The organism is Mesorhizobium sp. M0159, from assembly GCF_040322295.1.
Taxonomy (GTDB): domain Bacteria; phylum Pseudomonadota; class Alphaproteobacteria; order Rhizobiales; family Rhizobiaceae; genus Mesorhizobium.
This window is the reverse complement of record NZ_JAMYTF010000010.1, coordinates 35,581-57,447: the sequence shown is the minus strand read 5'-3', so window position 1 is coordinate 57,447 and position 21,867 is coordinate 35,581. Positions and strand designations below refer to the sequence as shown.

At 63.3% G+C, this 21,867-nt stretch carries 21 protein-coding genes, 1 other RNA gene and 2 pseudogenes; 11 read left to right on the top strand and 13 right to left on the bottom strand.

Going from position 1 to position 21,867, the window contains the following annotated elements; translation table 11 throughout:
- The first annotated feature begins 223 nt into the window (after nucleotides 1-223).
- Complete coding sequence (locus tag NKJ32_RS13205; protein ID WP_352456533.1) at nucleotides 224-2,536, top strand: glucose/quinate/shikimate family membrane-bound PQQ-dependent dehydrogenase; 2,313 nt, start codon at nucleotides 224-226, stop codon at nucleotides 2,534-2,536.
- A gap of 10 nt (nucleotides 2,537-2,546) precedes the next feature.
- Here the strand turns inward: NKJ32_RS13205 and NKJ32_RS13200 are convergent, their stop codons facing one another.
- Nucleotides 2,547-2,978: a hypothetical protein gene (locus tag NKJ32_RS13200; RefSeq protein WP_352575128.1), complete on the bottom strand. Its 432-nt coding sequence runs from the start codon at nucleotides 2,976-2,978 to the stop codon at nucleotides 2,547-2,549.
- Nucleotides 2,979-2,987: 9 nt separating this feature from the next.
- Nucleotides 2,988-3,137 carry a hypothetical protein gene (locus tag NKJ32_RS13195; protein ID WP_352755779.1) on the bottom strand — a complete coding sequence of 50 codons (150 nt, stop codon included), beginning with the start codon at nucleotides 3,135-3,137 and terminating at the stop codon, nucleotides 2,988-2,990.
- A gap of 253 nt (nucleotides 3,138-3,390) precedes the next feature.
- Between NKJ32_RS13195 and NKJ32_RS13190 the strand changes: the two genes are divergently transcribed.
- The gene (locus NKJ32_RS13190; RefSeq protein ID WP_352755782.1) at nucleotides 3,391-4,290 is read left to right on the top strand and encodes a dienelactone hydrolase family protein; all 900 of its coding nucleotides are present in this window, start codon (nucleotides 3,391-3,393) and stop codon (nucleotides 4,288-4,290) included.
- On the opposite strand, the gene NKJ32_RS13185 is transcribed toward NKJ32_RS13190, so the two are convergent.
- Complete coding sequence (locus NKJ32_RS13185) at nucleotides 4,291-5,199, bottom strand: EamA family transporter (protein WP_352589540.1); 909 nt, start codon at nucleotides 5,197-5,199, stop codon at nucleotides 4,291-4,293.
- A 90-nt stretch (nucleotides 5,200-5,289) separates the two neighbouring features.
- Here NKJ32_RS13185 and NKJ32_RS13180 point away from each other — a divergent pair, with 90 nt between their 5' ends.
- Entirely contained in the window at nucleotides 5,290-5,769 is a 480-nt protein-coding gene (locus NKJ32_RS13180) for an Lrp/AsnC family transcriptional regulator (RefSeq protein ID WP_352589729.1), read from the top strand.
- Between the two features lie 72 nt (nucleotides 5,770-5,841).
- Here the strand turns inward: NKJ32_RS13180 and NKJ32_RS13175 are convergent, their stop codons facing one another.
- Both NKJ32_RS13175 and NKJ32_RS13170 read right to left on the bottom strand, forming a co-directional pair.
- Nucleotides 5,842-6,039 (bottom strand): hypothetical protein, encoded by a 198-nt coding sequence (locus NKJ32_RS13175; RefSeq protein ID WP_023676715.1) that lies wholly within the window; start codon nucleotides 6,037-6,039, stop codon nucleotides 5,842-5,844.
- Nucleotides 6,040-6,186: 147 nt separating this feature from the next.
- Nucleotides 6,187-6,672 (bottom strand): thioesterase family protein, encoded by a 486-nt coding sequence (locus NKJ32_RS13170; protein ID WP_352589543.1) that lies wholly within the window; start codon nucleotides 6,670-6,672, stop codon nucleotides 6,187-6,189.
- A gap of 119 nt (nucleotides 6,673-6,791) precedes the next feature.
- Here NKJ32_RS13170 and NKJ32_RS13165 point away from each other — a divergent pair, with 119 nt between their 5' ends.
- Both NKJ32_RS13165 and NKJ32_RS13160 read left to right on the top strand, forming a co-directional pair.
- On the top strand, nucleotides 6,792-8,207 hold the full coding sequence (locus NKJ32_RS13165) for an FAD-binding oxidoreductase (protein ID WP_352589546.1): 1,416 nt from the start codon (nucleotides 6,792-6,794) through the stop codon (nucleotides 8,205-8,207).
- Between the two features lie 94 nt (nucleotides 8,208-8,301).
- On the top strand, nucleotides 8,302-12,411 hold the full coding sequence (locus tag NKJ32_RS13160; RefSeq protein ID WP_352827766.1) for an AsmA family protein: 4,110 nt from the start codon (nucleotides 8,302-8,304) through the stop codon (nucleotides 12,409-12,411).
- A gap of 11 nt (nucleotides 12,412-12,422) precedes the next feature.
- On the opposite strand, the gene NKJ32_RS13155 is transcribed toward NKJ32_RS13160, so the two are convergent.
- Nucleotides 12,423-12,824 carry a MarR family winged helix-turn-helix transcriptional regulator gene (locus NKJ32_RS13155; protein WP_352755786.1) on the bottom strand — a complete coding sequence of 134 codons (402 nt, stop codon included), beginning with the start codon at nucleotides 12,822-12,824 and terminating at the stop codon, nucleotides 12,423-12,425.
- A 25-nt stretch (nucleotides 12,825-12,849) separates the two neighbouring features.
- Between NKJ32_RS13155 and NKJ32_RS35500 the strand changes: the two genes are divergently transcribed.
- On the top strand, nucleotides 12,850-13,338 hold the full coding sequence (locus NKJ32_RS35500; RefSeq protein WP_502902688.1) for a hypothetical protein: 489 nt from the start codon (nucleotides 12,850-12,852) through the stop codon (nucleotides 13,336-13,338).
- On the opposite strand, the gene NKJ32_RS13145 is transcribed toward NKJ32_RS35500, so the two are convergent.
- The 4 genes from NKJ32_RS13145 to NKJ32_RS13130 all read right to left on the bottom strand — a co-directional run bounded on the left by NKJ32_RS13145 (nucleotide 13,302) and on the right by NKJ32_RS13130 (nucleotide 15,126).
- Nucleotides 13,302-13,523 carry a ribbon-helix-helix domain-containing protein gene (locus NKJ32_RS13145; protein ID WP_023676709.1) on the bottom strand — a complete coding sequence of 74 codons (222 nt, stop codon included), beginning with the start codon at nucleotides 13,521-13,523 and terminating at the stop codon, nucleotides 13,302-13,304. The genes NKJ32_RS35500 and NKJ32_RS13145 overlap by 37 nt on opposite strands.
- Before the next feature lie 20 nt (nucleotides 13,524-13,543).
- Entirely contained in the window at nucleotides 13,544-13,747 is a 204-nt protein-coding gene (locus NKJ32_RS13140; RefSeq protein WP_352570449.1) for a DUF4169 family protein, read from the bottom strand.
- A gap of 18 nt (nucleotides 13,748-13,765) precedes the next feature.
- Entirely contained in the window at nucleotides 13,766-14,302 is a 537-nt protein-coding gene (locus NKJ32_RS13135; protein ID WP_023676707.1) for an SspB family protein, read from the bottom strand.
- A 134-nt stretch (nucleotides 14,303-14,436) separates the two neighbouring features.
- Entirely contained in the window at nucleotides 14,437-15,126 is a 690-nt protein-coding gene (locus NKJ32_RS13130; RefSeq protein ID WP_023676706.1) for a TetR/AcrR family transcriptional regulator, read from the bottom strand.
- A 168-nt stretch (nucleotides 15,127-15,294) separates the two neighbouring features.
- Here NKJ32_RS13130 and NKJ32_RS13125 point away from each other — a divergent pair, with 168 nt between their 5' ends.
- Together NKJ32_RS13125 and NKJ32_RS13120 are read left to right on the top strand one after the other, a co-directional pair.
- On the top strand, nucleotides 15,295-16,500 hold the full coding sequence (locus NKJ32_RS13125) for a multidrug effflux MFS transporter (RefSeq protein WP_352755787.1): 1,206 nt from the start codon (nucleotides 15,295-15,297) through the stop codon (nucleotides 16,498-16,500).
- A gap of 101 nt (nucleotides 16,501-16,601) precedes the next feature.
- Nucleotides 16,602-17,471 (top strand): annotated as a pseudogene (locus NKJ32_RS13120) (LysR family transcriptional regulator); the annotation flags it as partial.
- An 18-nt stretch (nucleotides 17,472-17,489) separates the two neighbouring features.
- On the opposite strand, the pseudogene NKJ32_RS13115 reads toward NKJ32_RS13120, so the two are convergent.
- The 3 genes and pseudogenes from NKJ32_RS13115 to ssrA form a co-directional block, all read right to left on the bottom strand.
- Nucleotides 17,490-18,228 (bottom strand): annotated as a pseudogene (locus NKJ32_RS13115) (SDR family oxidoreductase).
- 172 nt (nucleotides 18,229-18,400) lie between these two features.
- A complete protein-coding gene (locus tag NKJ32_RS13110) occupies nucleotides 18,401-18,757 on the bottom strand; it encodes an AAA family ATPase (RefSeq protein WP_502896707.1) in 357 nt (118 codons plus the stop codon).
- Nucleotides 18,758-19,050: 293 nt separating this feature from the next.
- Nucleotides 19,051-19,406, bottom strand: a transfer-messenger RNA (tmRNA) gene (gene ssrA, locus NKJ32_RS13105).
- Nucleotides 19,407-19,568: 162 nt separating this feature from the next.
- On the opposite strand from ssrA, the gene NKJ32_RS13100 reads away from it, so the two are divergent.
- From NKJ32_RS13100 to modA, 3 genes are all read left to right on the top strand, one after another.
- On the top strand, nucleotides 19,569-19,880 hold the full coding sequence (locus NKJ32_RS13100; protein WP_023676702.1) for a DUF2853 family protein: 312 nt from the start codon (nucleotides 19,569-19,571) through the stop codon (nucleotides 19,878-19,880).
- A gap of 113 nt (nucleotides 19,881-19,993) precedes the next feature.
- Nucleotides 19,994-20,788, top strand: coding sequence for a thymidylate synthase (locus NKJ32_RS13095; RefSeq protein ID WP_023676701.1), 795 nt, complete (start codon nucleotides 19,994-19,996; stop codon nucleotides 20,786-20,788).
- Between the two features lie 286 nt (nucleotides 20,789-21,074).
- Entirely contained in the window at nucleotides 21,075-21,866 is a 792-nt protein-coding gene (gene modA / locus NKJ32_RS13090; protein WP_352699296.1) for a molybdate ABC transporter substrate-binding protein, read from the top strand.
- Nucleotide 21,867: the final 1 nt, after the last annotated feature.

Below are 21,867 nucleotides of genomic sequence, written 5' to 3'. Positions count from 1 at the left end.
AAAGGCCAGAAGTGTCTCCGTTTTGTTCTCTGTCCAGTCGGTAGACTCACAATCTGAATGGGTCTGCTAACCAAAACGCCGGGCTTGCGATGGGCCGGCACCGTAAAACGCCGAGCTTGCTTGACAGGGGAAGCGGGCCGGAGAAAGTTGCGTGGGGGCAGGAACGCAATGCGGGGTTGCCCATGGACGCGTCGCGGAGCGCACCAGTCGAAGGAGCACCGTCTTGGCTGTGGTCATCACCTCCCTGATCCTTTTCCTCATCGGCCTGGCGATTGGCGGCGGCGGCATCTGGCTCGTGACGCTGGGCGGCAGCTGGTACTACGTCATCGTCGGTCTAGCTTTCCTTGTCGCGGCCTGGCTGCTCTACAGGCGCAGATCCACGGCGCTGTGGCTCTACGCGGCGATCGTGCTCGGCACGCTCGCCTGGGCGGTCTGGGAGACCGGCTTCGACTGGTGGGAGCTCGGCCCGCGCGGCGGCATCATCGTGCTTGTCGCGCTATGGCTGTTGACGCCATGGGCGCGGCGCGGGCTTACCGGTCCCGACGGACGCGCGCCGCTGATCCTCGCCGTGCTGGCCTCGCTTGCGGTCGCCGGCTATTCGATGACGACCGATCCAAAGGATATTGCGGGTGAACTCAACACCGACAAGGTGACGCCGACGGCCGATCTCGGCGGCAACGTGCCGGCTGGCGAATGGCACTATTACGGTCGCACGCAATATGGCCAGCGCTATTCGCCGCTCGACCAGATCACCGCCGAAAACGTTGCCAATCTGCAGCCGGCCTGGACCTATCGCACCGGCGACGTGAAAGGGCCCGACGACATCGGCGAGACGACCTATCAGGTGACGCCGCTAAAAATCGGCGACACGCTCTACATCTGCACGCCGCATAATTTCGCCATCGCCATCGATGCCGCGAGCGGTAAGGAGAAATGGCGCTTCGATCCGCAGGTCAAGCTCAACAAGGACCGCCAGCACCAGACCTGCCGCGGCGTGTCCTATTATGCCGATGCCAAGGTCGCCGCCGGCCAGCCCTGCGCCACACGCATCTACCTGCCGACATCCGACGCCCGGCTGATCGCGCTCGATGCGGCGAATGGCCAGGTCTGCCCGACTTTCGCCGAAGGCGGCACGCTGAACCTGCTCGCCAACATGCCATATCCGAAGCCGGGCTATTATTATTCGACCTCGGCGCCGCTGATCGTCGCCAACAAGATCATCGTCGGCGGCGCGGTCAACGACAATTATTCGACGCAGGAGCCGTCCGGGGTCATCCGTGCCTACGATGCCGACACCGGCGCGCTGTTGTGGAATTGGGATTCCGGCAATCCGGATCAGACGACGCCGCTGCCGCCGGACCAGACCTACACCAACAACTCACCCAACATGTGGTCGACGGCGAGCGTCGACGAGAAGCTCGGGCTGCTTTATGTGCCGCTCGGCAACAAGACGCCGGACCAACTCGGTGCCGGACGCAGTGCCAATGACGAGAAATTCTCCTCTTCGATCACCGCGCTCGATCTCAACAGCGGACAATTGCGCTGGGTGCGGCAGACCGTGCACCACGATCTCTGGGACATGGACGTGCCGGCGCAGCCGACGCTGGTCGACATCACCACGGAAAGTGGCGTGGTGCCGGCGCTGGTCGGGCCGACCAAGCAGGGCGACCTCTATGTGCTCGACCGGCGCAGCGGCGAGCCGATCGTTCCGGTCAAGGAAGTGCCGGCGCCGGGCGGCGCGATCGAAGGCGACCATACCTCGCCGACGCAGCCGGTCTCGGACCTGAGCTTCAGTCCGAAACCGCTGACCGGCGCGGACATGTGGGGCATTACCATGTTCGACCAGTTGGCCTGCCGGATCGAGCTTCGGAAGTTGCGCTATGAGGGCCGCTATACGCCGCCGTCGCTGCAGGGCTCGCTGATCTACCCCGGCAATTTCGGCACCTTCAACTGGGGCGGCGTGGCAGTCGATCCGGTCCGGCAGGTGATGTTCGGCATGCCGACATACCTGGCGTTCATCTCCAAGCTGGTGCCGCGCGCCGACGTGCCGCCGCCCGGCGACACCAAGGGCAGCGAACAGGGCCTGAACCGCAATGACGGTGCGCCTTACGCAGTCATATTGAAGCCGTTCCTGTCGCCGCTCGGCATTCCCTGCCAGGCGCCGCCCTGGGGCTATGTGGCGGGTGCCGACCTTCGGACCGGAAAGATCGTCTACAAGCATCGCAACGGCACCGTCTACGACATGACGCCATTGCCGCTGCCATTCAAGGTCGGCGTGCCCGGCATTGGCGGGCCGATGATCACTGCCGGCGGCGTCGCCTTCCTCGGTGCGGCGGTCGATGACTATGTGCGCGCTTATGACCTGACAACCGGCAAACAGCTCTGGCAGGCGCGGCTGCCGGCGGGCGGGCAGTCGACACCGATGACCTACACGGTAGCCGACGGGCGCCAGTTGGTCGTCATCGTTGCCGGCGGCCACGGCTCGGTCGGTACCAAGCCGGGCGACTATGTGATGGCCTATACGCTGCCGAAATAGAGAAGTTCCTTCAGAGCCCGAGATGCCCTTTCAGGTCGGGTACCGATGCAAGTACCTCACTGGTCAGCTGCGGGCCGGCGGCTGTCTCGGCCTGCTGGACCAGCATCGTGCCGGCCTGGCTGATCTGTGCGAGCGTGAGGCCTGATGCCTTGAGTATGGCGACGCCGTTGATCAGCGCGCCGGTCTTTTCGCCGAGAGCGCCACCGAGCGCGCCCTCCAGCGAGGACAGCAGGCCACCACCGGAAGCTGCGCCGGGAGCCATGACATCATATTGCTTGGCCAAGGCGTCGGCTCCCGGGATCTTGCCGAAGAAGCTGGACAGAGTCGTGCCTTCCGCTTCGTGTTCGAGCACCGAGAAAATCGTGCCGGCGATCTTTTCCGTCAAAGCCTGGTTGAGACCGGATTTCTGGGAGACGGTGTTGATGATGTCCTGAACGTCCATGACCTTTCCTCAGGCTTTGGTGTTTGCGGCCGGGTGCCGGTTGGCGCGGATCTTGATCAACGATCGTTTGAATGCGGTGAAGGCAGTGAACCACAGCGCCAGCAAAGCCATAGCGGCGAGGGCGAACCCACTTGCCAGAAGCGGGGAGGGAAAGGTCATGGGCGTAATTCCTTCGTCGTCAATCAGGCATTCTTTCCTCGCCAAATGGCGCGAGCGAGGCCTAGCCTGGTAAGTTTGTTTTATATGGTGGTGCGTGCATTTAGCATTGCCACAAAGGACCAAAATTTAACGACAGTGGGGCGCGCGGCATCACGGCCCTCGTGCAGGGACTTATGGCAGCCTCACTCAGCCGTGACTGGACCAGACAAGCTTCGGCTCTATGTTGCCGCGGGGGGCCGACGAGGAGCGCGCCATGACAACACCTGCCGGACCCACTGCCGCCGAGCCTGTCATTACCCAGGCGATGATCGATGCCTATGACGAATACACGCATCTGACGCTCGACCGGCGGCGCTTCATGGAGCAATTGACCAGGCTTGCCGGATCGGGTGCGGCAGCTGCCGCGATCGCGCCGCTGCTGGCGGCGAACTCGGCCCAGGCGGCAATCGTCGCGGAAGACGATCCGCGTGTGAAAGGCGAGGACATCAGCTATCCCGGCAGCGGCGGCGAGATGAAGGGCTATCTGGTCAGGCCGGCGGACCAGACCGGCAAGCTTGGCACCGTCATCGTGGTGCACGAGAACAGGGGTCTCAACCCGCATATTCGTGATGTGGCGCGGCGCGCGGCGCTGGAAGGGTTCGTGACGCTTGCGCCGGACTTCATGACACCGCTCGGCGGCACGCCGGACGATGAAAACAGGGCACGTGACCTGTTTTCCCAGCTCGATCCAGCACAGGTCGCCGCCAATGCCGTGGCAACCGTCGCCTATCTCAAAGGCTACAAGGACGGCAACGGCAAGGTCGGCGCCGTCGGCTTCTGCTGGGGCGGCGGCACGGTGAACATGCTGGCCGTCAACGCGCCGGACCTCGCCGCCGCCGTCGCCTATTACGGCATGCAGCCAAAGGCCGAGGACGTGCCGAAGATCAAGGCCGCGCTCATGCTGCATTATGCCGGGCTCGACACCCGCACCAATGCCGGCATCGATGCCTTCAAGAAGGCACTCGACGCGGCTCATGTCGAATACTCGGTCTATGTCTATGAAGGCGCCAACCATGCCTTCAACAACGACACGTCGGCGGCCCGCTACGACAAGAAGGCGGCTGACCTCGCCTGGGGCCGGACGATCGCTTTCCTCAAGGAGAAGCTGGCCTGATCAGGTGGGCGCCGGCGCCGGTTTGTGAAGGGCGACGCCGGCCACCACCAGCGCGATGCCGATGCAGTCGGTGAGGCTCGGCACCTGCCGCAGCACAATGACGCCGATCAACGTCGCGGTGACCGGCAGCAAAGACAGCATCAGCGCGAAGCTGGAGCGCGGCAGCCGCGACATGGCAAGCTGGTCGCAAATATAGGGAATGACCGACGAGCAGATGCCGACGCCGACCGCCGCAAGCAGCAGCGGCGGCGCCGAGAAAGCCGGCAGAGCATCGGCGAAACCGATCGGCAGAACGACGAGAAGGGCGACCGCCATGGCGGCACCCAGCCCGGCGATGCCATCGCCGGCGCCGCCGCGCGCAACGCGGTGGCCGAGCACGATGTAGCCAACGAACAGCGTGCCGTTGAGGAAGGCCCAGAACAGGCCGACGGGATCGCTCGACCATTTGACGTCGATCAGCAACAGGGTGCCGGCGACAGCGATTGCGAGGGCGGCGAGATTGCGCGGGCTTCTGAGGCCAACAAGCGCAACGCCGATGGTGCCGACGAATTCGATCGCCGCCACCAGCGAGATCGGCAGCCGGTCGAGCGCCAGGTAAAACGAGCAATTCATCACCCCAAGGCAGGCGCCGAAAGCCACAAGCAACAACCGCGTCGAGCGATCGGCGCGGGCGAAGACCGCCCATGGCCGGGTCAATGGGGCAAAGACGAGTGCCGCGGTGGCGATGCGCAGCCAAGCCATGCCCAGCACGCCGACATGCGGGAACAGCAGCACCGCCAAGGCCGGTCCGAGATAGTGGAACACGGCGCTGACGCCGAACCAGAGATGCGGCGGGACCGCGTTTGCCAAGGTAAAGGCGGGGCCGGCGAGTGCCGGACTTGCTGCGGGGGCTTGCGTCCGATCTTGCATGGGATCAGTATCGCAGGCGATTTTTGCCATTGATATGGATGATGGCCGGGCATTGCGGCCATTTCCTTTCCGAAAGCAAGAAGTATTCCGCTGAAACGCCTTCGAAATGAAAATAGCGATCTGGATCCGGCGGACCTGAAAATCCTGCGCCTGCTGGAAAAGGACGCGCGCACCAGCACCGCCGAACTGGCGCGGTCGGTCGGCCTGTCGGCGCCGAGCGTTGCCGAGCGCATCAAGCGGCTGCAGGAAAGCGGTGTGATCGAGGCCTATACGGTGCGTATCAATCCGGCCGCGCTCGGCATGAAGCTGTCGGCATGGCTGCGCATCAGGCCGGTGCCGGGGCAGCTCGCCGTCGTGGCCGAAATCATCCGCGACCTGCCGGAAATCGCCCAATGCGACCGGGTCACCGGTGAAGACTGTTTCATCGCGCTGGCGCATGTCGCCTCGGTGGCCGAGCTCGAGCGGGTGATCGACCGGATCATTCCGTTCGCGATGACCAATACGGCGATCATCCAGTCGTCGCCGGTGACAGCGCGCTCGCCGCTGGGGGCGGTGAAGCGCCAGCCTTGACGCTTGGGATCGTTCGTCAGCACATCATCAGAAATGCAAACCGGACGGCCGGTCTGTTTCTTCCCCCACCGTTCAGGCGTGGCCGCGTTTCATCCGCGCCTGCTTCAGGATGGCGCGCCAGCGGATCATGGCGAAGGGGATCGGCTCGTTGTTGTTGGCGATGTGGAAGATCTCGTTATTGAGGTTCTTCAGCGAGCGCCAGAAATCATAGTCGGTGATGCGTGGATCAGCCGCCAGCCTGTCCGCCTCGACCTTGATATCGGTTTTCATGCACGTTCCCCGAACCGCTGCTGCTCCGCCGCCCGTATCGCAATTCGATGCGGACGGTTTTCCAACGCCGCGCTGAGTCGTTCAACGTCTCAATTCGGCTTGTTCACGTTAAAACCTCGGTAAGGTTAACGGCGGTTTGACCGTGGTTCAAGCCGGCTTACGACGAATACCGATCGAGCGGCCGGCGCGCTCCGGCATCGGCAGGGCGGCATGGGCGGCGCGCATCGCTTCCACCCTGGCCAGGACGTCGGCGGGGAAGGGCGCTACCTTCGGGCCAGCCATGTCGACGTGCAGCGACAGCGTTTCGGACGTGGCGGCAAGCCAGCCGTCGAGATGCCGGATTTCCTGATAGGCCCTCAGCCGCTTCTCGTCATGGTCGAGGAGTTGGAACGAGACCGTGACCTTGTGGTCGAGATGCAACTCCTGGACGTAGCAGACATGGACTTCCGCCGTGTAGATGGTCAGCCGCCGTTCCCTTACATAGTCCGGCCCCATCCCCATCATCTCGAAGGCTTCGTCGGAGCACCGGTCGAACAGCACGTTGTAATAGGCCATGTTGAGATGGCCATTGTAGTCGATCCAGGCCTCCTCGATGTCCATGGCGCGAGAGACGAAAGGGGCGGGGATGGGCATCGGAAACTTCCTTCTCGTCATGCCGGGATGAGCATGGACTGGACAGAGCGTGGTTGGTGAGACTACGCATCCGTAGATGCAGAACAAGGGTGGACGCTGGTCCATCCGCGGAGGAATCGATGGCTCTAAGCGACCTCAATCCGGTCGAGCGCAACGAAGAAGGGATCGCCGCCGTACTCGGCATCCTCAAGCAGCGGCTCGGCGAGCGATTCCAGACCGGCCAGGCGATCCGCGCCCAGCACGCGCACACTACGACCTATATCCCGACGCAGGCGCCGGACGGCGTCGCCTTTGCCGAGACGACGGAGGAGGTGCAGGAGATCGTGCGCGCATGCGCGGCGCATCGCGTGCCGGTGATCGCCTTCGGCGTCGGCTCTTCGCTGGAAGGCCACACCAATGCGCCGGGCGGCGGCATCTCACTCGATACGTCACGCATGAACCGCATCATTGCGGTCAATCCGCAGGACCTCGACTGCACCGTCGAGCCCGGCGTGACGCGCGAGGATCTCAACCGGCACCTGCGCGACACCGGCCTGTTCTTTCCGATCGACCCGGGCGCCAATGCCTCGCTCGGCGGCATGGCGGCGACACGAGCGTCGGGCACCAACGCGGTGCGCTACGGCACGATGCGCGAAAACGTCCTGTCATTGATGGCGGTGATGGCCGACGGCGAGGCAGTGACGACCGGCAAGCGCGCCAAGAAAAGCTCGGCCGGCTATGATCTGACGCGGCTGCTGATCGGTTCGGAGGGCACGCTTGGCATCATCACCCAGCTGACTTTGAAGCTGCAGGGCATTCCGCAGGCGATTTCAGGCGGCGTTTGTCCGTTCCCCAGCCTCGAGGCGGCGTGCAACGCGGTGATCGCGACCATCCAGATGGGCATTCCGGTGGCGCGCATAGAATTGGTCAACGCGCTGCAGATGCGGGCGATGAAGACCTATTCGAAGCTCGACTATCCGGAGAGCCCCTGCCTGTTCGTCGAGTTCCACGGCAGCGATGCCAGCGTCGCCGAACAGGCCGAGACCTTCGGCATGATCGCCGAGGAAAATGGCGGCGGTCCGTTCCTGTGGACCAGCGTCGCCGAAGAGCGGACGAAATTGTGGAAGGCCCGGCACGATGCCTACTGGTCGTCGCTGACGCTGCGGCCGGGCGCCAAGGGCCTCTCGACCGATGTCTGCGTGCCGATCTCGCGCTTTGCCGAATGCGTCACCGAGACCGAAGCGGATATCGCCGAGATGGGCCTGATCGCGCCGATCGTCGGCCATGCCGGCGACGGCAATTTCCATGTGCTGGTGCTGATGGACGTGGACGACCCGAAGGAGATCGCATTGGCGGAAAAATTCGTGGCGCGGCTCAATATGCGCGCCATCGCCATGGACGGCACCTGCACTGGCGAGCACGGCATAGGGCAAGGCAAGATCGGCTTCCTGCGGCATGAGCTCGGCCATGGCGTCGACATCATGCGCACGATCAAGCAGGCGCTCGATCCGCTGAACATCATGAACCCGGGCAAGATATTGCCGGGAAAGGACTGACATCAGGCCGCTGCCGCGCCCCGATTTGCCTCTTTATCGACACGCTGATGCGGGTAGAGTGCCACTGACTTTACTATCAACTGTCTAGGAGTTCATGCTCGCACGCCTGTTCGTGATCTTCGGTGGGCTTCTTGTGCTGGTGCTGTGTGCGGCGCTGGTGGTGCCGTACTTTGTCGACTGGACAGGTTACCGTGCCGATTTCGAGCGCGAGGCGAGTGCCGTCCTGGGTCGCAAGGTGACCGTGCGAGGCGATGCAACGGCAAGGCTGTTGCCGTTCCCCTCGGTGACCTTTTCCAACGTCGCCGTTGCCGGTGGCCCCAACGGCCAGCCGGCGATGACCGTCGAAACCTTTTCGATGGATGCAGAACTCGCGCCATTCCTGCGCGGCGAGGTGCTGATCTTCGACATGCGGCTGGTGCGGCCGAAGGCGAGCATCGACATCGCCGCCGACGGCACGGTCGACTGGACGATACGGCCGTCTTCGCCCTTCGATCCCGGCCAGATCTCCATCGAGAAGCTGACGGTGACGGAAGGACAGATCGCGCTCAGCCACGCCGCCGGCGGGCGCAGCCATCTTATTTCCGAGATCAACTCGACGATCTCGGCCAAGTCGCTGGCCGGCCCCTGGCGGCTGGACGGCTCGCTGTTGCTGGACGGGTTGCGGACCACGATCGCCGCTTCCACCGGCAAGACCGAACCGGACGGGCAAATGCGGCTCAGGCTCAAGGCCGATCCGGATGACTATCCGCTGGTCATCGAGACCGACGGCAATGTGGGCCTCGTCGAGGGCGCCGCGGTCTATTCGGGCCAGTTCAAGATATCGGGCGCAGACCGAACTGCGGCGCAGCTGCGCGGCACCGGCGGCGAGGCACTGAAAGTCAGCGCCGGCAAACCGGACCCGGGCTTCAGGCTGAACGGCAAGTTTTCGCTCGACCATCAGAAGCTCGGCGTCGACGAATTTCGCTTCGAGACCGGACCGCTCGACAATCCCTACACCGCCGACGGCAAGGCTGCGGTCGACCTTGGGCTGAAGCCGCATTTCTCGATCGAGGCCAATGGCGCGCAGGTGCAGTTCGACGAGGCCGTGGGGGCGGCGGCCGGTGCCGGATTGACGCTGTCCGAGCGGGTGGCGGCGCTGGAGCAGGCGCTGCTCGATCTGCCGAAGCCGACCATACCGGGCACGGTCGAGGTGAAACTGCCGGCCGTGGTGGCAGGCGATACCACCGTTCGCGACGTGCACCTGTCCGCCGAACCGGCCGAGGGCGGCTGGGCGGTAAAATCGCTGGCCGCCACGCTGCCCGGCCGCGCTAAGCTGGAAGCCAATGGCTTGGTCAGCGTCGAGGACCATTTCGGTTTCACCGGATCGCTGCTTCTGGCGGTGGCGCAGCCCTCCGGCTTTGCCGCATGGCTGTCTAAGGACGTCGACGAGGCGATCCGCCGTTTGCCGGCTGCCGGCTTCAAGGCCAAGGTCGACTTGAGCGAAAAACACCAGGCCTTCAGCGATCTCGAACTCATCCTCGGCAAGGCGAAGTTCTCCGGCCGCATCGATTCCAGCCAGCCCGACGACACAAGGCCATCGGTGCTGATGCAACTGGAAGGTGGCGAACTCGACGTCGATGGGCTCGCCGCCTTCGCCTCGATCTTCGTCAGCGACAAGGGTGCCAACCGCTTTTCCGACCGCGACCTCGATTTCCAGATCAAGGCCGGGCCGGTCAGCGCCGGTGGGTTGACCGCCGATAGCGTCGACACCGCGCTGAGATTGCGCGACGGGTTGCTTGAGATCGACCGGCTGTCGGTTGGCGGGCTTGCCGGCGCCTCGATCAGCGCTACCGGCCGGATCAAGGATTTCCCGGCGAGCCCGACCGGTAAGCTCGACGCCTCGTTGGTCGCCGTCGACCTCAAGCCGCTGATCGACGTCGCCGTCCGGCATTATCCGGATAATGCGGTGCTGAAGGGGCTGGCGGAGCGTGCTGGTGCCTATCCCGAGCTGTTCCAGGATGCGCGTATCGACGCGGTCACGAGTGCCGCAGACAATGGCGACGGTACGACCGGACTGGCAATGAGCGCACAGGGCAAGGCCGGTGGCTCGGCCTTTTCGGCGTCGTTGTCCGGCAAAGGGGCGCTCGACCGGCCTCTCGAAGCGCCGGTGACGCTGACCTTCAACGCAAGGAACGCCGACGCCACCGCGCTGCTGGCGCTTTACGGTCTGCCGGCGCTGCCACTCGGCATGCTCGGCGAGGCGACCACCGACGTCTCGGCCAAAGGCACGCTTGGCGGCGGCCTGGCGACACGCTTCAGCCTGGCCGGCAACGACTTCAAAGCTGGTTTCGACGGGACAATTGCCGACACGCCTCAAGGCGCGGCCGCCAAGGGCAAGGTCAGCCTTGAAACGGCCGACATCGAGCCATGGCTGATGACGACCGGCGTCGGCCTGCCCGGCATGGGCACCGGCATGTCGACGTCGCTTGCGGCCGATGCCGATTACGGCAATGGTCTCCTGGTGCTGAGCGGCCTCAGCGGCGCCGTCAACGAAGCGGCGGTTTCCGGTGACGTAAATATCGACATCAAAGAGGGGCTGCCGCATCTTGCCGGCGCGCTGTCGCTGGACGAGCTGGACCTCGATCCGATGGCGGTGATGCTGTTCGGTGACCAGGCCTTCCTTGTCAATGACAGGACCTGGCCGACGGCACCGTTCAGCCAGAAATCCAGTCTGCCATTTACCGCCGATCTCGATCTGACGGCGGCGTCGCTTGCCGCCGGCCCGCTTGCCACCGCCTATGACACTGCGCTGTCGCTGCAGCTCGACCAGGAGGGCATCCGCGTTTCCGACCTCAAGGCAAAGTTCCTCGGCGGCGCGTTGAGTGGCCTGTTCGAGCTCAAGAACAATGACGGCACCGGGCTTTTCTCCGGTCAGATGAAACTCGCCGGCGCCGATCTGGCAGCCGTGCTGCCGGAGGCCGGCATCAGCGGAAGCGGCGAGTTCTCGACGGCGCTTTCGACCAGCGGCAAATCGGTCGACGCGATGGTTGCGGCGCTGTCCGGTTCCGGCACGGCAACGCTCAAGGGCATGACTATTGCCGGCTTCAATCCCGATGCCTTTGGCGCATTCATCGCCAAGGCCGACGCGATAGGGCGCGATATCGACGCGTCGAAGACCGCCGGCTTTGTGCCGCAGATCGCCGCGTCGGGCAGTTTTCCGGCGCAGGACACCGATATTGCCTTCACCATCGCGGGCGGCACGCTGAGGACGCCACCGGTCAAATTCGAAAGCCCGGGCGCGACGCTGTCCGCCGACATCACCGCCGATCTGAATACCAGCACCGTCGATGCCAAGGGCGAGATCGCTTACCGGCCCGGCGACGAGGCGCTGGTCGGCTCCGAACCGATTTTGAATTTCAGCGTCGACGGGCCGTTTGGCGCCACCAAACGGCAGTTCGACAGCGAGCCGCTGGCACAGTTCCTGACCCAGCGTGCGCTGGAAAAGGAGCAGCAGCGGGTCGAAGCCATGCAAGCCGCACTGCTCGAGAAACAAAGGCTGCGGCGTGAGGTGCGCTACTACGCTGCGCTGCAAACCGAGCGTGAAAGAGCGGCGGAGGAACTGCGCAGACAACAGGAAGCAGCGCGGCTGAAGGCCGAGGCCGACGCCAAGGCAAAGGCCGAAGCCGAGGCTCAGGCCCAAGCCGAAGCCGAGGCGAGGGCGCAGGCTGAAGCCAAGGCGAAGGCTGAAGCGGACGCCAAGGCACAGGCGGATGCGGAGGCGAGGGCGCAGGCTGAGGCCAAAGCGAAGGCTGAAGCGGACGCCAAGGCAAAGGCCGAAGCTGAGGCGCAGGCCCAAGCCGAAGCGGAGGCCAGGGCGCAGGCTGAAGCCAAGGCGAAGGCGGATGCAGCGGCGAAGGCCGAAGCCGAGGCCAGGGCGAAAGCCGAGGCGGCTGCAAAGGCCGAAGCCAAAGCCAAGGCGGCGCAACAGGCTGCCGAGGAAGCAGCGCAGGCCGAAGAACAGCAACGCCAGAGGGCGGAAGAGGCGTTGCGGATCGCCTCGGAAGAGAAGGCAAGGCTCGACGCCGAACGCAAGGCCGCGGCGGAGCGAGCGGAACGGGCGCCACCGGCCGCAAATAACGTGCCACCGCCAGTGCAGCCCCCGCCAAAGCTCAAGTTCGATCCCTCGTCGATCGACGATCTGCTAAAATCGCTGAATGGCGGGTGACGGCGCATCCCTTATGTGTCGCGTCCAGCAAGCAAGCGCTTCAGCATCGGCTCGATCCGCCCGAGTTCGTCGAGATGAGCGGCTGACAGGTTGGCGAGACTGTCGTCGGCGCGCTCGGTCAGCCGCAGCAGCACGCGGCGGTGGTCCTCCTCGTCGTGGTCCCTCGCGACGAGCCCGGCTTCGCAAAGACGGTTGACCAATTCCACTGCGCTGTGATGGCGGATGCGCAGGCGCTCCGCGAGGTCGCCAATGGTCACCGGCCCTCCGCCGGGGAACCCTTTGATTGCAAGCAGGGCCTGATGCTGGCGTGGTGTCAGGCCGGCTTCCTGCGCCTGGATCTGGCTGAATTCGAGAAAGCAGCGGATCAGGTAACGAAATTCGGACAGCCTCTGGTAGTCGGCCGGCCCGATCATTGCGCCGCGCTTTTGTGGCTTCGAAGTGTCTGCCATCGATTCCTTTCCGACAAAGCCGCAAACGGGCCTTGAACATTTATATCGCGTTACGATACAGAGCGCACCAACATGGCTCGTGCCCGCCATCTTCGGTGGCACGGCCGGCGACCCATGCGCAAGTCGGCACGCCGCCAGAAAGCAAGGTTTGCAAATGAAGTCCGATCACGCCAACCCCGGCCATCTGCGCGATTTTACCACCGATGCCCGGGTGCTGCTCATTGCCGGCATAGCAGTGGTGGTTGCGACGGCGGGGTTGTTTGCCGGCATTGCCCTTTTGAAGCTGATCCGGCTTGCCACGAACATCGCCTATTTTGGCCAGTTCACGCTCGCCGACCTGAAACTGCAGGATACGCCGCTTGGCAGGCCGAAGAACGCGACCGCTCGGCTTTGCTGGGCTTCCGTATCCGGCGCAGGAAACAGGATAGCGTTGCCTGAAGGCTACAACTTGCCGCGCTTGGCCCAATCCAGCACATAGAGCCGGAGCGCCGAGGAGAGATTGGCATCCCGCGGGCGGCTCTCGTCGATTTCGGCGACAAGCGCGGCGAGCGTCAGTTTTCGCACGGCCGCGATGGCGCCCAGTTCGTCGTAAAAAGGCTTTTCGAGCGAATAGCTGGTGCGGTGGCCGCGAATGGTGACCGAGCGCTTTTCCACCGGGCTCACGAGACGATCCTACTCACACTTCAAGCATCGGATTTGTCCGAATCGCCCGAATTTTCGCGGCGATGGCCGGCGACGAATTTATCGGCCTTGTCGGCGATCAGGCGGTCGCGATCCCGGCTGGGTTTGGAACGGCCATGCAGCGCCCGGTTCTGTTCGCCCAGGCGCTCCTTCTCGGCTCGCGCCTTCTGCTTGCGTGCCTGACGGAGATTGACGATCTCGGCCATGTCACGCCGCCCGTCGGGTCACTTCTTGCGGAAGGCGTCAAGCGACACCACGTCGGCGCCCTTGGCGCCGGCGTCGGCCGCGGCAGGCTTCTTTTCCGCCTCGGCGGTTTTCTTCTTCGTCTCGGGCTTTTTCTCGGCGACGATGGCCAGCGGTTCGGGAGCAGGCTTGGCCTTTGTCTCCTGTTCCGCCGGGGTATCGGTCTTGACGTCGAATTCGAGCTCGAAGTTGACGGACGGGTCGTAAAAGCCACGTACGGCCGAGAACGGGATTTCCAGTTTCTCCGGCACGTCGGAAAACGACAGCCCAACCTCAAAGCCGGTGTCGCTCACCTTCAGGTCCCAATACTGGAACTGGATGACGATGGTCATCTGTTCGGGATAGCGCTCGCGCAGCCGCGACGACACGCGCACGCCCGGCGCGCCGGTGAGAAAGGTGATGAAGAAATGATGGTTGCCCGGGAGACCGGTGCGCGCGACCTCGGCCAGGACCTTGCGCATGACGCCGCGCAACGCCTCCTGGGCCAGAATGTCGTAGCGGATGTGGTCGTCGGCCATGTGGCTGTCGGGTTCCGTTGAATCGTCCTGATAGCTGTAATCAAGCTTGAGCGCGGCGTAAACCGGATATAGATCGCCGGCGTGCGGAAGCGAAGCCCATTGGCGACGATTTGATCGTCAAACGGCTTTGATCGTCAAGCGCTGGCGAGCGCGCCCTGTTTGCTTGCCCGGGCCATAGGCTGCCGCTTGCCGAAGGCGCGCAGGAAGGTGCGCACGCCATTTGTCGCCGACTGCACCACCTCGTCCTCGGTCGGTGTGCCGCCGAGCATGAACGTCGTCTGCAACTCGGCATTGGCAAGCGCCATGAACTGGCGCGCTGCGACATCGGGATCGTCGATATCAAGGAAGCCGGCATGAGCGAGGCGGGCGAAGCGGGCGGCGATCGCCGGCCATGTCCTGCCCGGTCCCTCTTCGCGCCATTCGGCGAACAACTCGGGATAGCGCCCGCCCTCGGTCTGGATCAGCTTGCGCAGGAATTTGCCGTCGCGGTTGCAGATGCAGTTGTGGTTCATCCGCACAGCAAAGGCGATGAGGTCGGCCTCGAGATCCTTCGGCTGATCGGGAAAAGTGGAAATCGTGGCAAAGATGCCGGCATTGCAACGTTCGGTGAGGTCGCGGACGATGGCAACGAAGAGTTTTTCCTTGTCGCCGTGATGATTGTAGATGGTCTGGCGGGAGACGCCGGCCTCGGCGGCAATCATGTCGATATTGGCACCGGCAAAGCTTTCGCGGCAGAAGACCGAGGCGGCGGTATCGACAATCGACATGCGCTTGGCCTCGTGGCCTCGCGGCGGGAAAATGTCAGGAGAGACGTTGGCCTTCATGCAAAACTATATAGAGGTGGTTGACGAATTAGACAAGCCTGTCTAAATTTGTGGACTTGCACGAAGGGGGTTTCGTTCCGCAGAAGAGTCGGAACTCCACGGGATGGAACGTCCTAGGGTTACACGCCGGTCCTCGGCGGCAACCAGAATTCGAAAGAGCCTGCTATCATGAACGCCAAATTCCTCCGCATTGCGGTCGTGCTCGGCCTATTGTCCGCGATCGGCCCGTTTGCCATCGACATGTATCTTCCGGCCCTGCCTTCAATCGGTGAGGATCTGCATGCCGGCACTGCCGCGGTGCAGATGAGCCTGCTGATCTTCTTTCTTTCCATGGGCTTCGGCCAGATCGTCGTCGGACCGATCTCCGACATGGTCGGCCGCAAGCTGCCACTCTACGGCGGCCTGGCGCTGTTCATGGTCGGCGGCGTAGGCTCGGCGCTGGCTCCCTCGATCGAATGGCTGATCGCCTTCCGCTTCCTGCAAGGGCTCGGCGCCAGCGCCGGCATGGCCGTGCCGCGCGCGATCGTGCGCGATCTGCATACCGGCACCGAGGCCGCCAAGCTGATGTCGCTGCTGATGCTTGTGTTTTCGGTGTCGCCGATCCTGGCACCGCTGACCGGTAGCCAGATCATCGAGAATTTCGGCTGGCGCGCCGTGTTCTGGACGGTGACGGGCGCGGCCGTGCTCGCCACCATCCTGCTGTCGACCTCGCTCAAGGAGACACGGCCGGTCGAAGAGCGCGCCGGGTCGTCCTTCGGGACGGCACTTTCCGGCTACCGCTTCCTGATGGGCGACCGCAACTTCCTTGGCCTGACGGCCATCGCCGGCTTCGGCATTGCGAGCTTCTTCGTCTATCTGTCGAGCTCGTCCTTCATCCTGATCGACCATTACGGGCTGTCGCCTTCAGTCTACAGCGTGTTCTTCTCGATCAATGCGGTTGCCTTCATCGGCATGTCGCAGCTGACCGGGTTGCTGTCGGAGCGGTTCGGGCTGCAGCGCGTGGTGCGCGTCGCGGTGACCGGCTATGCGACGACGATGGTGGTGCTGTTCGCGGTGATGGCATCGGGTGTCGACCGGCTCGACGTGATGGCGGCGCTGCTGTTCATCGGCTACGGCTTTCTCGGCCTGGTCATCCCGACGACGTCGGTGTTGGCCATGGAAGAGCATGGCGAGATCGCCGGTACCGCGTCGGCGCTGATGGGCACGCTGCACTTCGCCATCGGCGCGGTCGCCATGGGCGTCGCCGGCGTGTTTTTCGACGGCACGCCGCTGCCGATGGTGGCGGGCATCACGCTCTGCGCGGCGATCTCCTTCACACTGGCCAAAATAACGCTCGGCCGCAGCCGGGACGTCGCGGAAGCGCCGGCGGAGTAAACTTCGCCTATCGAGACAAAAAGGCCGGGCGATGTTCCCGGCCTTTTCACGTTTGCGGTCCCGGTTCAAAGCAGCCTATGCCTATATGACGGGTTCAGGACATGCAGCTTCGACATCTCAAGACCTTCGTGGCGGTCGCCACCACCTTGAACATCACACGCGCCTCCGAGCGGGTTCATCTTGCCCAATCGAGCGTGACCGAACAGATCCAGGCGCTGGAAAGCGATCTGGGCACGTCGCTGTTCGACAGATCACGGCGTGGCTTGAAGCTGACGGCGGCGGGACAACGCCTGCTGGACTACGCAAACGATCTCCTCGACCTCGCGGACGAAGCCCGTTCCGCAGTCGCCGACGCGAGCGGCACGGTTGCCGGTCGCCTGACTGTCGGCGGCCTGGAGACGCTTTGCTCGACACGCTTGCCAGCTCTGCTGGCGGAATTCCATCGGCGCCATCCCGATGTGAAACTGAACCTCAGGGCGGACGATAGCAGTGGGTTGCGTGCCGGCGTGACAAGCGGGGCGCTGGACGTATCTTTCCATTTCGGAGCCGTCCCGGCGGCGGCGCCGGACCTGCGAAGCGAGCAAGTGGCAGTAGAAGAGCTCGTCACCATAATGCCGGCAAATCACCGGTTGGCCGGATATTCTGCCATAACGCCCGACGATCTGGCTGACGAGGCCTTCCTCGTGACCCAGCCCGGTTGCGTCTATAGGCGGATGTTCGACGAAACGTTTGCCGCAACGTTGCCTGACCGTCCAAAACTCGTCGGCGAGTTCGCCAGCATGGGTGCGATACGGGGCCTTGTCGCAGCCGGTCTTGGATGCGCGCTGGTTCCGCGTCTCGTGGCTTCCGCGGCTGACGCCAATGTTGTCGTGTTGCCTTGGGTCGCAAGCAGCCCGGTGACGCCGGTCATCATGGTATGGCGCCACCGGCGCATTCAAGCGCCGGTCATGCGGCTGTTCCTCGCAATGGTTCGCGAGGTCTGGCCGTCACTAGACCAGCCGCTGGCCACCATCGACATGAAGCACGGTTCCGGTGATGAAGCCGTTGTGCATGAGGGACGTGATGGCCTGGGCAATGTCGGTTGCCTGGCCGATCCGGCCGACGAGCAGACGCTTTGCCATGGCCTCCAGCGCAGCCACCTTTCCGCTGCCGACGACGGCATTCCAAATCGGCGTGTCGACCCAGCCCGGCGAGACGACGTTGACGCGGATCGGCGCCAGTTCGACGGCAAGCGTAGGCGAGTGAGCCAAGTGCCCCATTAACGGCTGCCACCACCGAGCCTTTCGCCGCCGGACGATAGGCGGCGATGCCCGAGGTCAGCGTGATCGATCCCCCGGGCGTCAGACGAGGCGCGCCATGCTTGGCAAGAAGAAGCGGCCCGACGACTTTGGAATCCATCACTTTCCGCGCCACCGAGATATCCATCTCGGGAAGCAACACATAGACGCCGGTAACGTCGGCGGCGGTCGAGACGATGTGGTCGAGCGTGCCGGCATCCTGGAACAGGCGCTGGACCTCGTCCTCGCTAGTGACGTCGGCTGCGATCGTCCTCAGCCTTTCCGGGTGAGGCACGCGCTGCCGTGCGGCCGACAACCGGTCCTCGGAGCGGCCGACGATCGTAACCTCGGCGCCGGCGGCAAGCTGCTGTTCGGCAAGCGACAGCCCCATACCGGAACTGCCGCCAACGATCAGGATGCGTTCGTGTTTTGGTGTGGTTTCCTGGTTCATCTTATCTCCATCAGATAGCTCGCCGGGGCCTGACTGATATGCGGCGAGAAACTGAGGCCTTGTCCCGCAAGGCATTAGAGAAGGGAAACGGGAAGATACGAATGCTGCCATCGGAGGTTCCGATGATGGGAGGCCCTTGGGCTTTCGCAAAACCGTCGCTTGCGGCGCTTCGCTACGACGCTGTCTCGGAGAGGACGAACCGCAGCTGCGTTTCGACGGGCGCCAAGGGCAGCGGCACCAGCTCGTAGCCTAGTTCCGTGTAAACGGCGACGAGTGCGTGAAAGGTGCGTTCAGCCTCGTCCATCGTTTGCTTGCGTTCGTTGTCCTGCCGAAAGATTTCCGGCCATGGCGGCGCGACGAAGACGCGCCTGGCATAGCGGAAGCGTCGGGCGGCATTCGTGGCGTGATCGGGAACCGGCACCCCGGTCAGGCGCAGATAGCCAAGAGTGTCCGGCACGCCGCGATCGAAGAAGACCAGGCCGGATTGCTCGCCCGCGATCCGGTAGGAGCGCAACTCCCAAGACAGCATCAACTCGGCGAACAGAGCCGCCAGGGCAGGGCCTTGCCGCCTATCGCCAATTCGTCGTGATGATGCTGCGCCCGGCTTCGCCCGAGGTGCGAGGCCTGCCACCTTAAGAGTCGATCAACGTTGTCTTGCCTGAGCCCGGACCGCCGGTCAGCACGAAAAACCGATTGGAATCGTTTCGCATTTCTGATCCATGGATTGGATGGGGAAGTATGAAGACAGGGGTTTTTTGGACCCGTCAGGGCACATGAAAGCCCGGCCGGCGGGGCCTGCTTCTGCATATGTCGAGAGGGAGAAATGGAGGTTTCTGTTGCCAGGTACCTCCGAACCCCGCCTAGAAGTGCGAACCACTAGGGCTTGAATTGAAGCTATCGCACCGCTTACGCGGCGAGACGTGCTTCCGCATAGTTGTCGTTGGCAACTATAAGTTTAGCCCGATAACGGTGGTACAATGCCGGGCAAAAGTACGATCTTTACACCTTCGTCGATCCTATTTCGCCCCCAGCAAAAGCCGCTCCTGAGCAGCGGTTTTTGGTGGAGGCGCCGGGTACCGCCCCCGGGTCCGAACGGCTTATTTCATCGCCTGTTTATCGCCATAGTCGGTCGAGCCGACGAGGCGAATATAGGGACTGACGGTGGAAAATGAAAGGCCGGAATGCCACTTTCGTCCGTGTCAAAGTGGATCATCAAGGGGTTGACTTGCAGCCGGTCTCAACCGAAGCTTTGTGGCGGTGAGGAGACCTAGCGCATACTTGCGGCAGCGCGCCACGATCCTCACTGACCGGATCCCGTGGCGCCGACGAGGGGAAATTCGATGGCCGATTATCTCGCAGACGTAAAGAAATATGATGCGGCGGCGGATGCCGACGCGGTCGCCAAGATCGTCAAGCATCTGGGCATCGCGCTCAGGAACCGCGATTCCTCGCTGGTGTCCTGCACCGACCCGGAGGAACTGAAGCGCGTCAGGAACAGCTGGGTCGCCGGCAAGCTCGGCGTCACCGACGGTGCCAAGGCGGATGCGGCTATCGAAAAGACCTGCAAGGCTATGGCGGCCGACAACAGCAAGAGCCGGGTGACATTCTATTACCTCGTCGCCAAGGATCTGGGCATGCTCGGCTCGCTCTGAGCAACCTCGCCGCCGGTGCTGGTGAGGCTTCTGCTGGAATCGTCTCGCTTTGCTGTGTTCGGCCGACGGTCATTCGGCTATGATGGCTGACAACCCGAATCGGACCGGAGCCGATGCGCCAGTATCTCGACCTTCTGAAGCATGTGCTGGAAAACGGCGCCGATCGCGGCGACCGCACCGGCACCGGAACGCGCTCGGTATTCGGCTACCAGATGCGCTTCGACCTGGCCCGCGGCTTTCCGGTCACCACCACCAAGAAGCTGCACCTGAAGTCGATTATCCACGAGCTTTTGTGGTTCCTGGCCGGCGACACCAACATCAAATATCTCAACGATCACGGCGTCTCGATCTGGGATGAGTGGGCCGACGAGAACGGCGATCTCGGCCCGGTCTATGGCAAACAATGGCGGTCGTGGCCGGACGGCCATGGCGGCGCCATCGACCAGATTGCGAATCTTCTGAAGGAGATACGCAAAAATCCTAATTCGCGGCGGCTGATCGTTTCGGCGTGGAACCCGGCCGAGGTGGAGGCCATGGCCTTGCCGCCCTGCCACTGCCTGTTCCAGTTCTATGTTTCGGAAGGCAAGCTTTCCTGCCAGCTCTACCAGCGTTCGGGCGATATCTTTCTCGGTGTGCCGTTCAACATCGCTTCCTATGCGTTGCTGACGCTGATGGTGGCGCAGGTGACCGGATTGAAACCCGGCGATTTCATCCACACGCTCGGCGACGCGCATCTTTACTCGAACCATTTCGAGCAGGCGCGCGAACAATTGCGGCGCACGCCCAAGGCGTTGCCGACGCTGTGGATCAATCCCGAGGTGAAGGATCTCTTTGCCTTCCGCTTCGAGGATTTCCGGCTCGAGAACTATTTCGCCGACGCGACGATCAAGGCGCCGATCGCGGTCTAGCACCATAGCTGACCGTGCATGTCGACATTGCCTACTGCGGCTGCGCCTTCGGGCGTTGTCAGCATCCATCTTGATTGGCCGACGTCGACTTGACGCGCAATCCCTGGTCGCTGATTTTCATGTGAATATTTCCTTCGGCCTCGGTACCGCTGTATCCAACGAAGATTATCGCAGGCCGGGAAAACCTCAGCTCAGAATGCCGTCGGCGGTAAAGAGCCTTTCCTTGTTATGTTCACATGGATATATCGATGGACGGCTTCGGGCGTTCTGAGACGAGGAGAGTTTCATGCTGGCGCGCAAAGGTTCGACGACGATTGCCATCGCGGGTCTCGCCGCCATGCTGATGGCCGCGGTGCCGGCGGCCCATGCCGATGACAAGGTGGTCGTGTTTGCCGCGGCGAGCCTGAAGGATGGGCTCGATGCCGTCAACAAGGCCTGCGAGGCCGATGTCGGCGAGGCGGCGACCATTTCCTACGCGGCGAGCTCGGCGCTGGCCAGGCAGATTGAAAGCGGCGCGCCGGCAGACCTGTTCATCTCGGCCGATCTCGACTGGATGAAATATCTTGCCGACAGGAAGCTGACCAAGCCCGGCACCGAAGTGAAATTGCTCGGTAACCAGATCGTGCTGGTTGCGCCGCGGGATTCCAAGGTTGAAACCAGGATCGAAACGGGTTTCGATCTTGCCGGGCTGGTCGGTAACGGCAAACTTGCCATGGGCGATGTCAAGGCAGTGCCAGCCGGCAAATACGGCAAGGCGGCGCTCGAATCGCTCGGTGTCTGGTCTTCGGTCGAAGGCAAGGTGGCGCAGGCCGAGAATGTCCGCGCCGCTCTAAAACTGGTATCGACCGGCGAGGCAGCACTCGGCATCGTCTACGCCACGGATGCGCATGCGGAGCCTGGCGTGAAGGTGGTCGGCACTTTCCCCGCGGGTACCCATCGGCCGATCATCTATCCAGTCGCCCAGCTTGCGGATTCGAAGAGCAGGGATACCCCGGCATTCCTGAAATGCCTGCAATCCGCCAAGGCTGGCGAACTCTTCAAGGCGCAAGGTTTTACAATCCTCGCGCCGAGCAACTGAC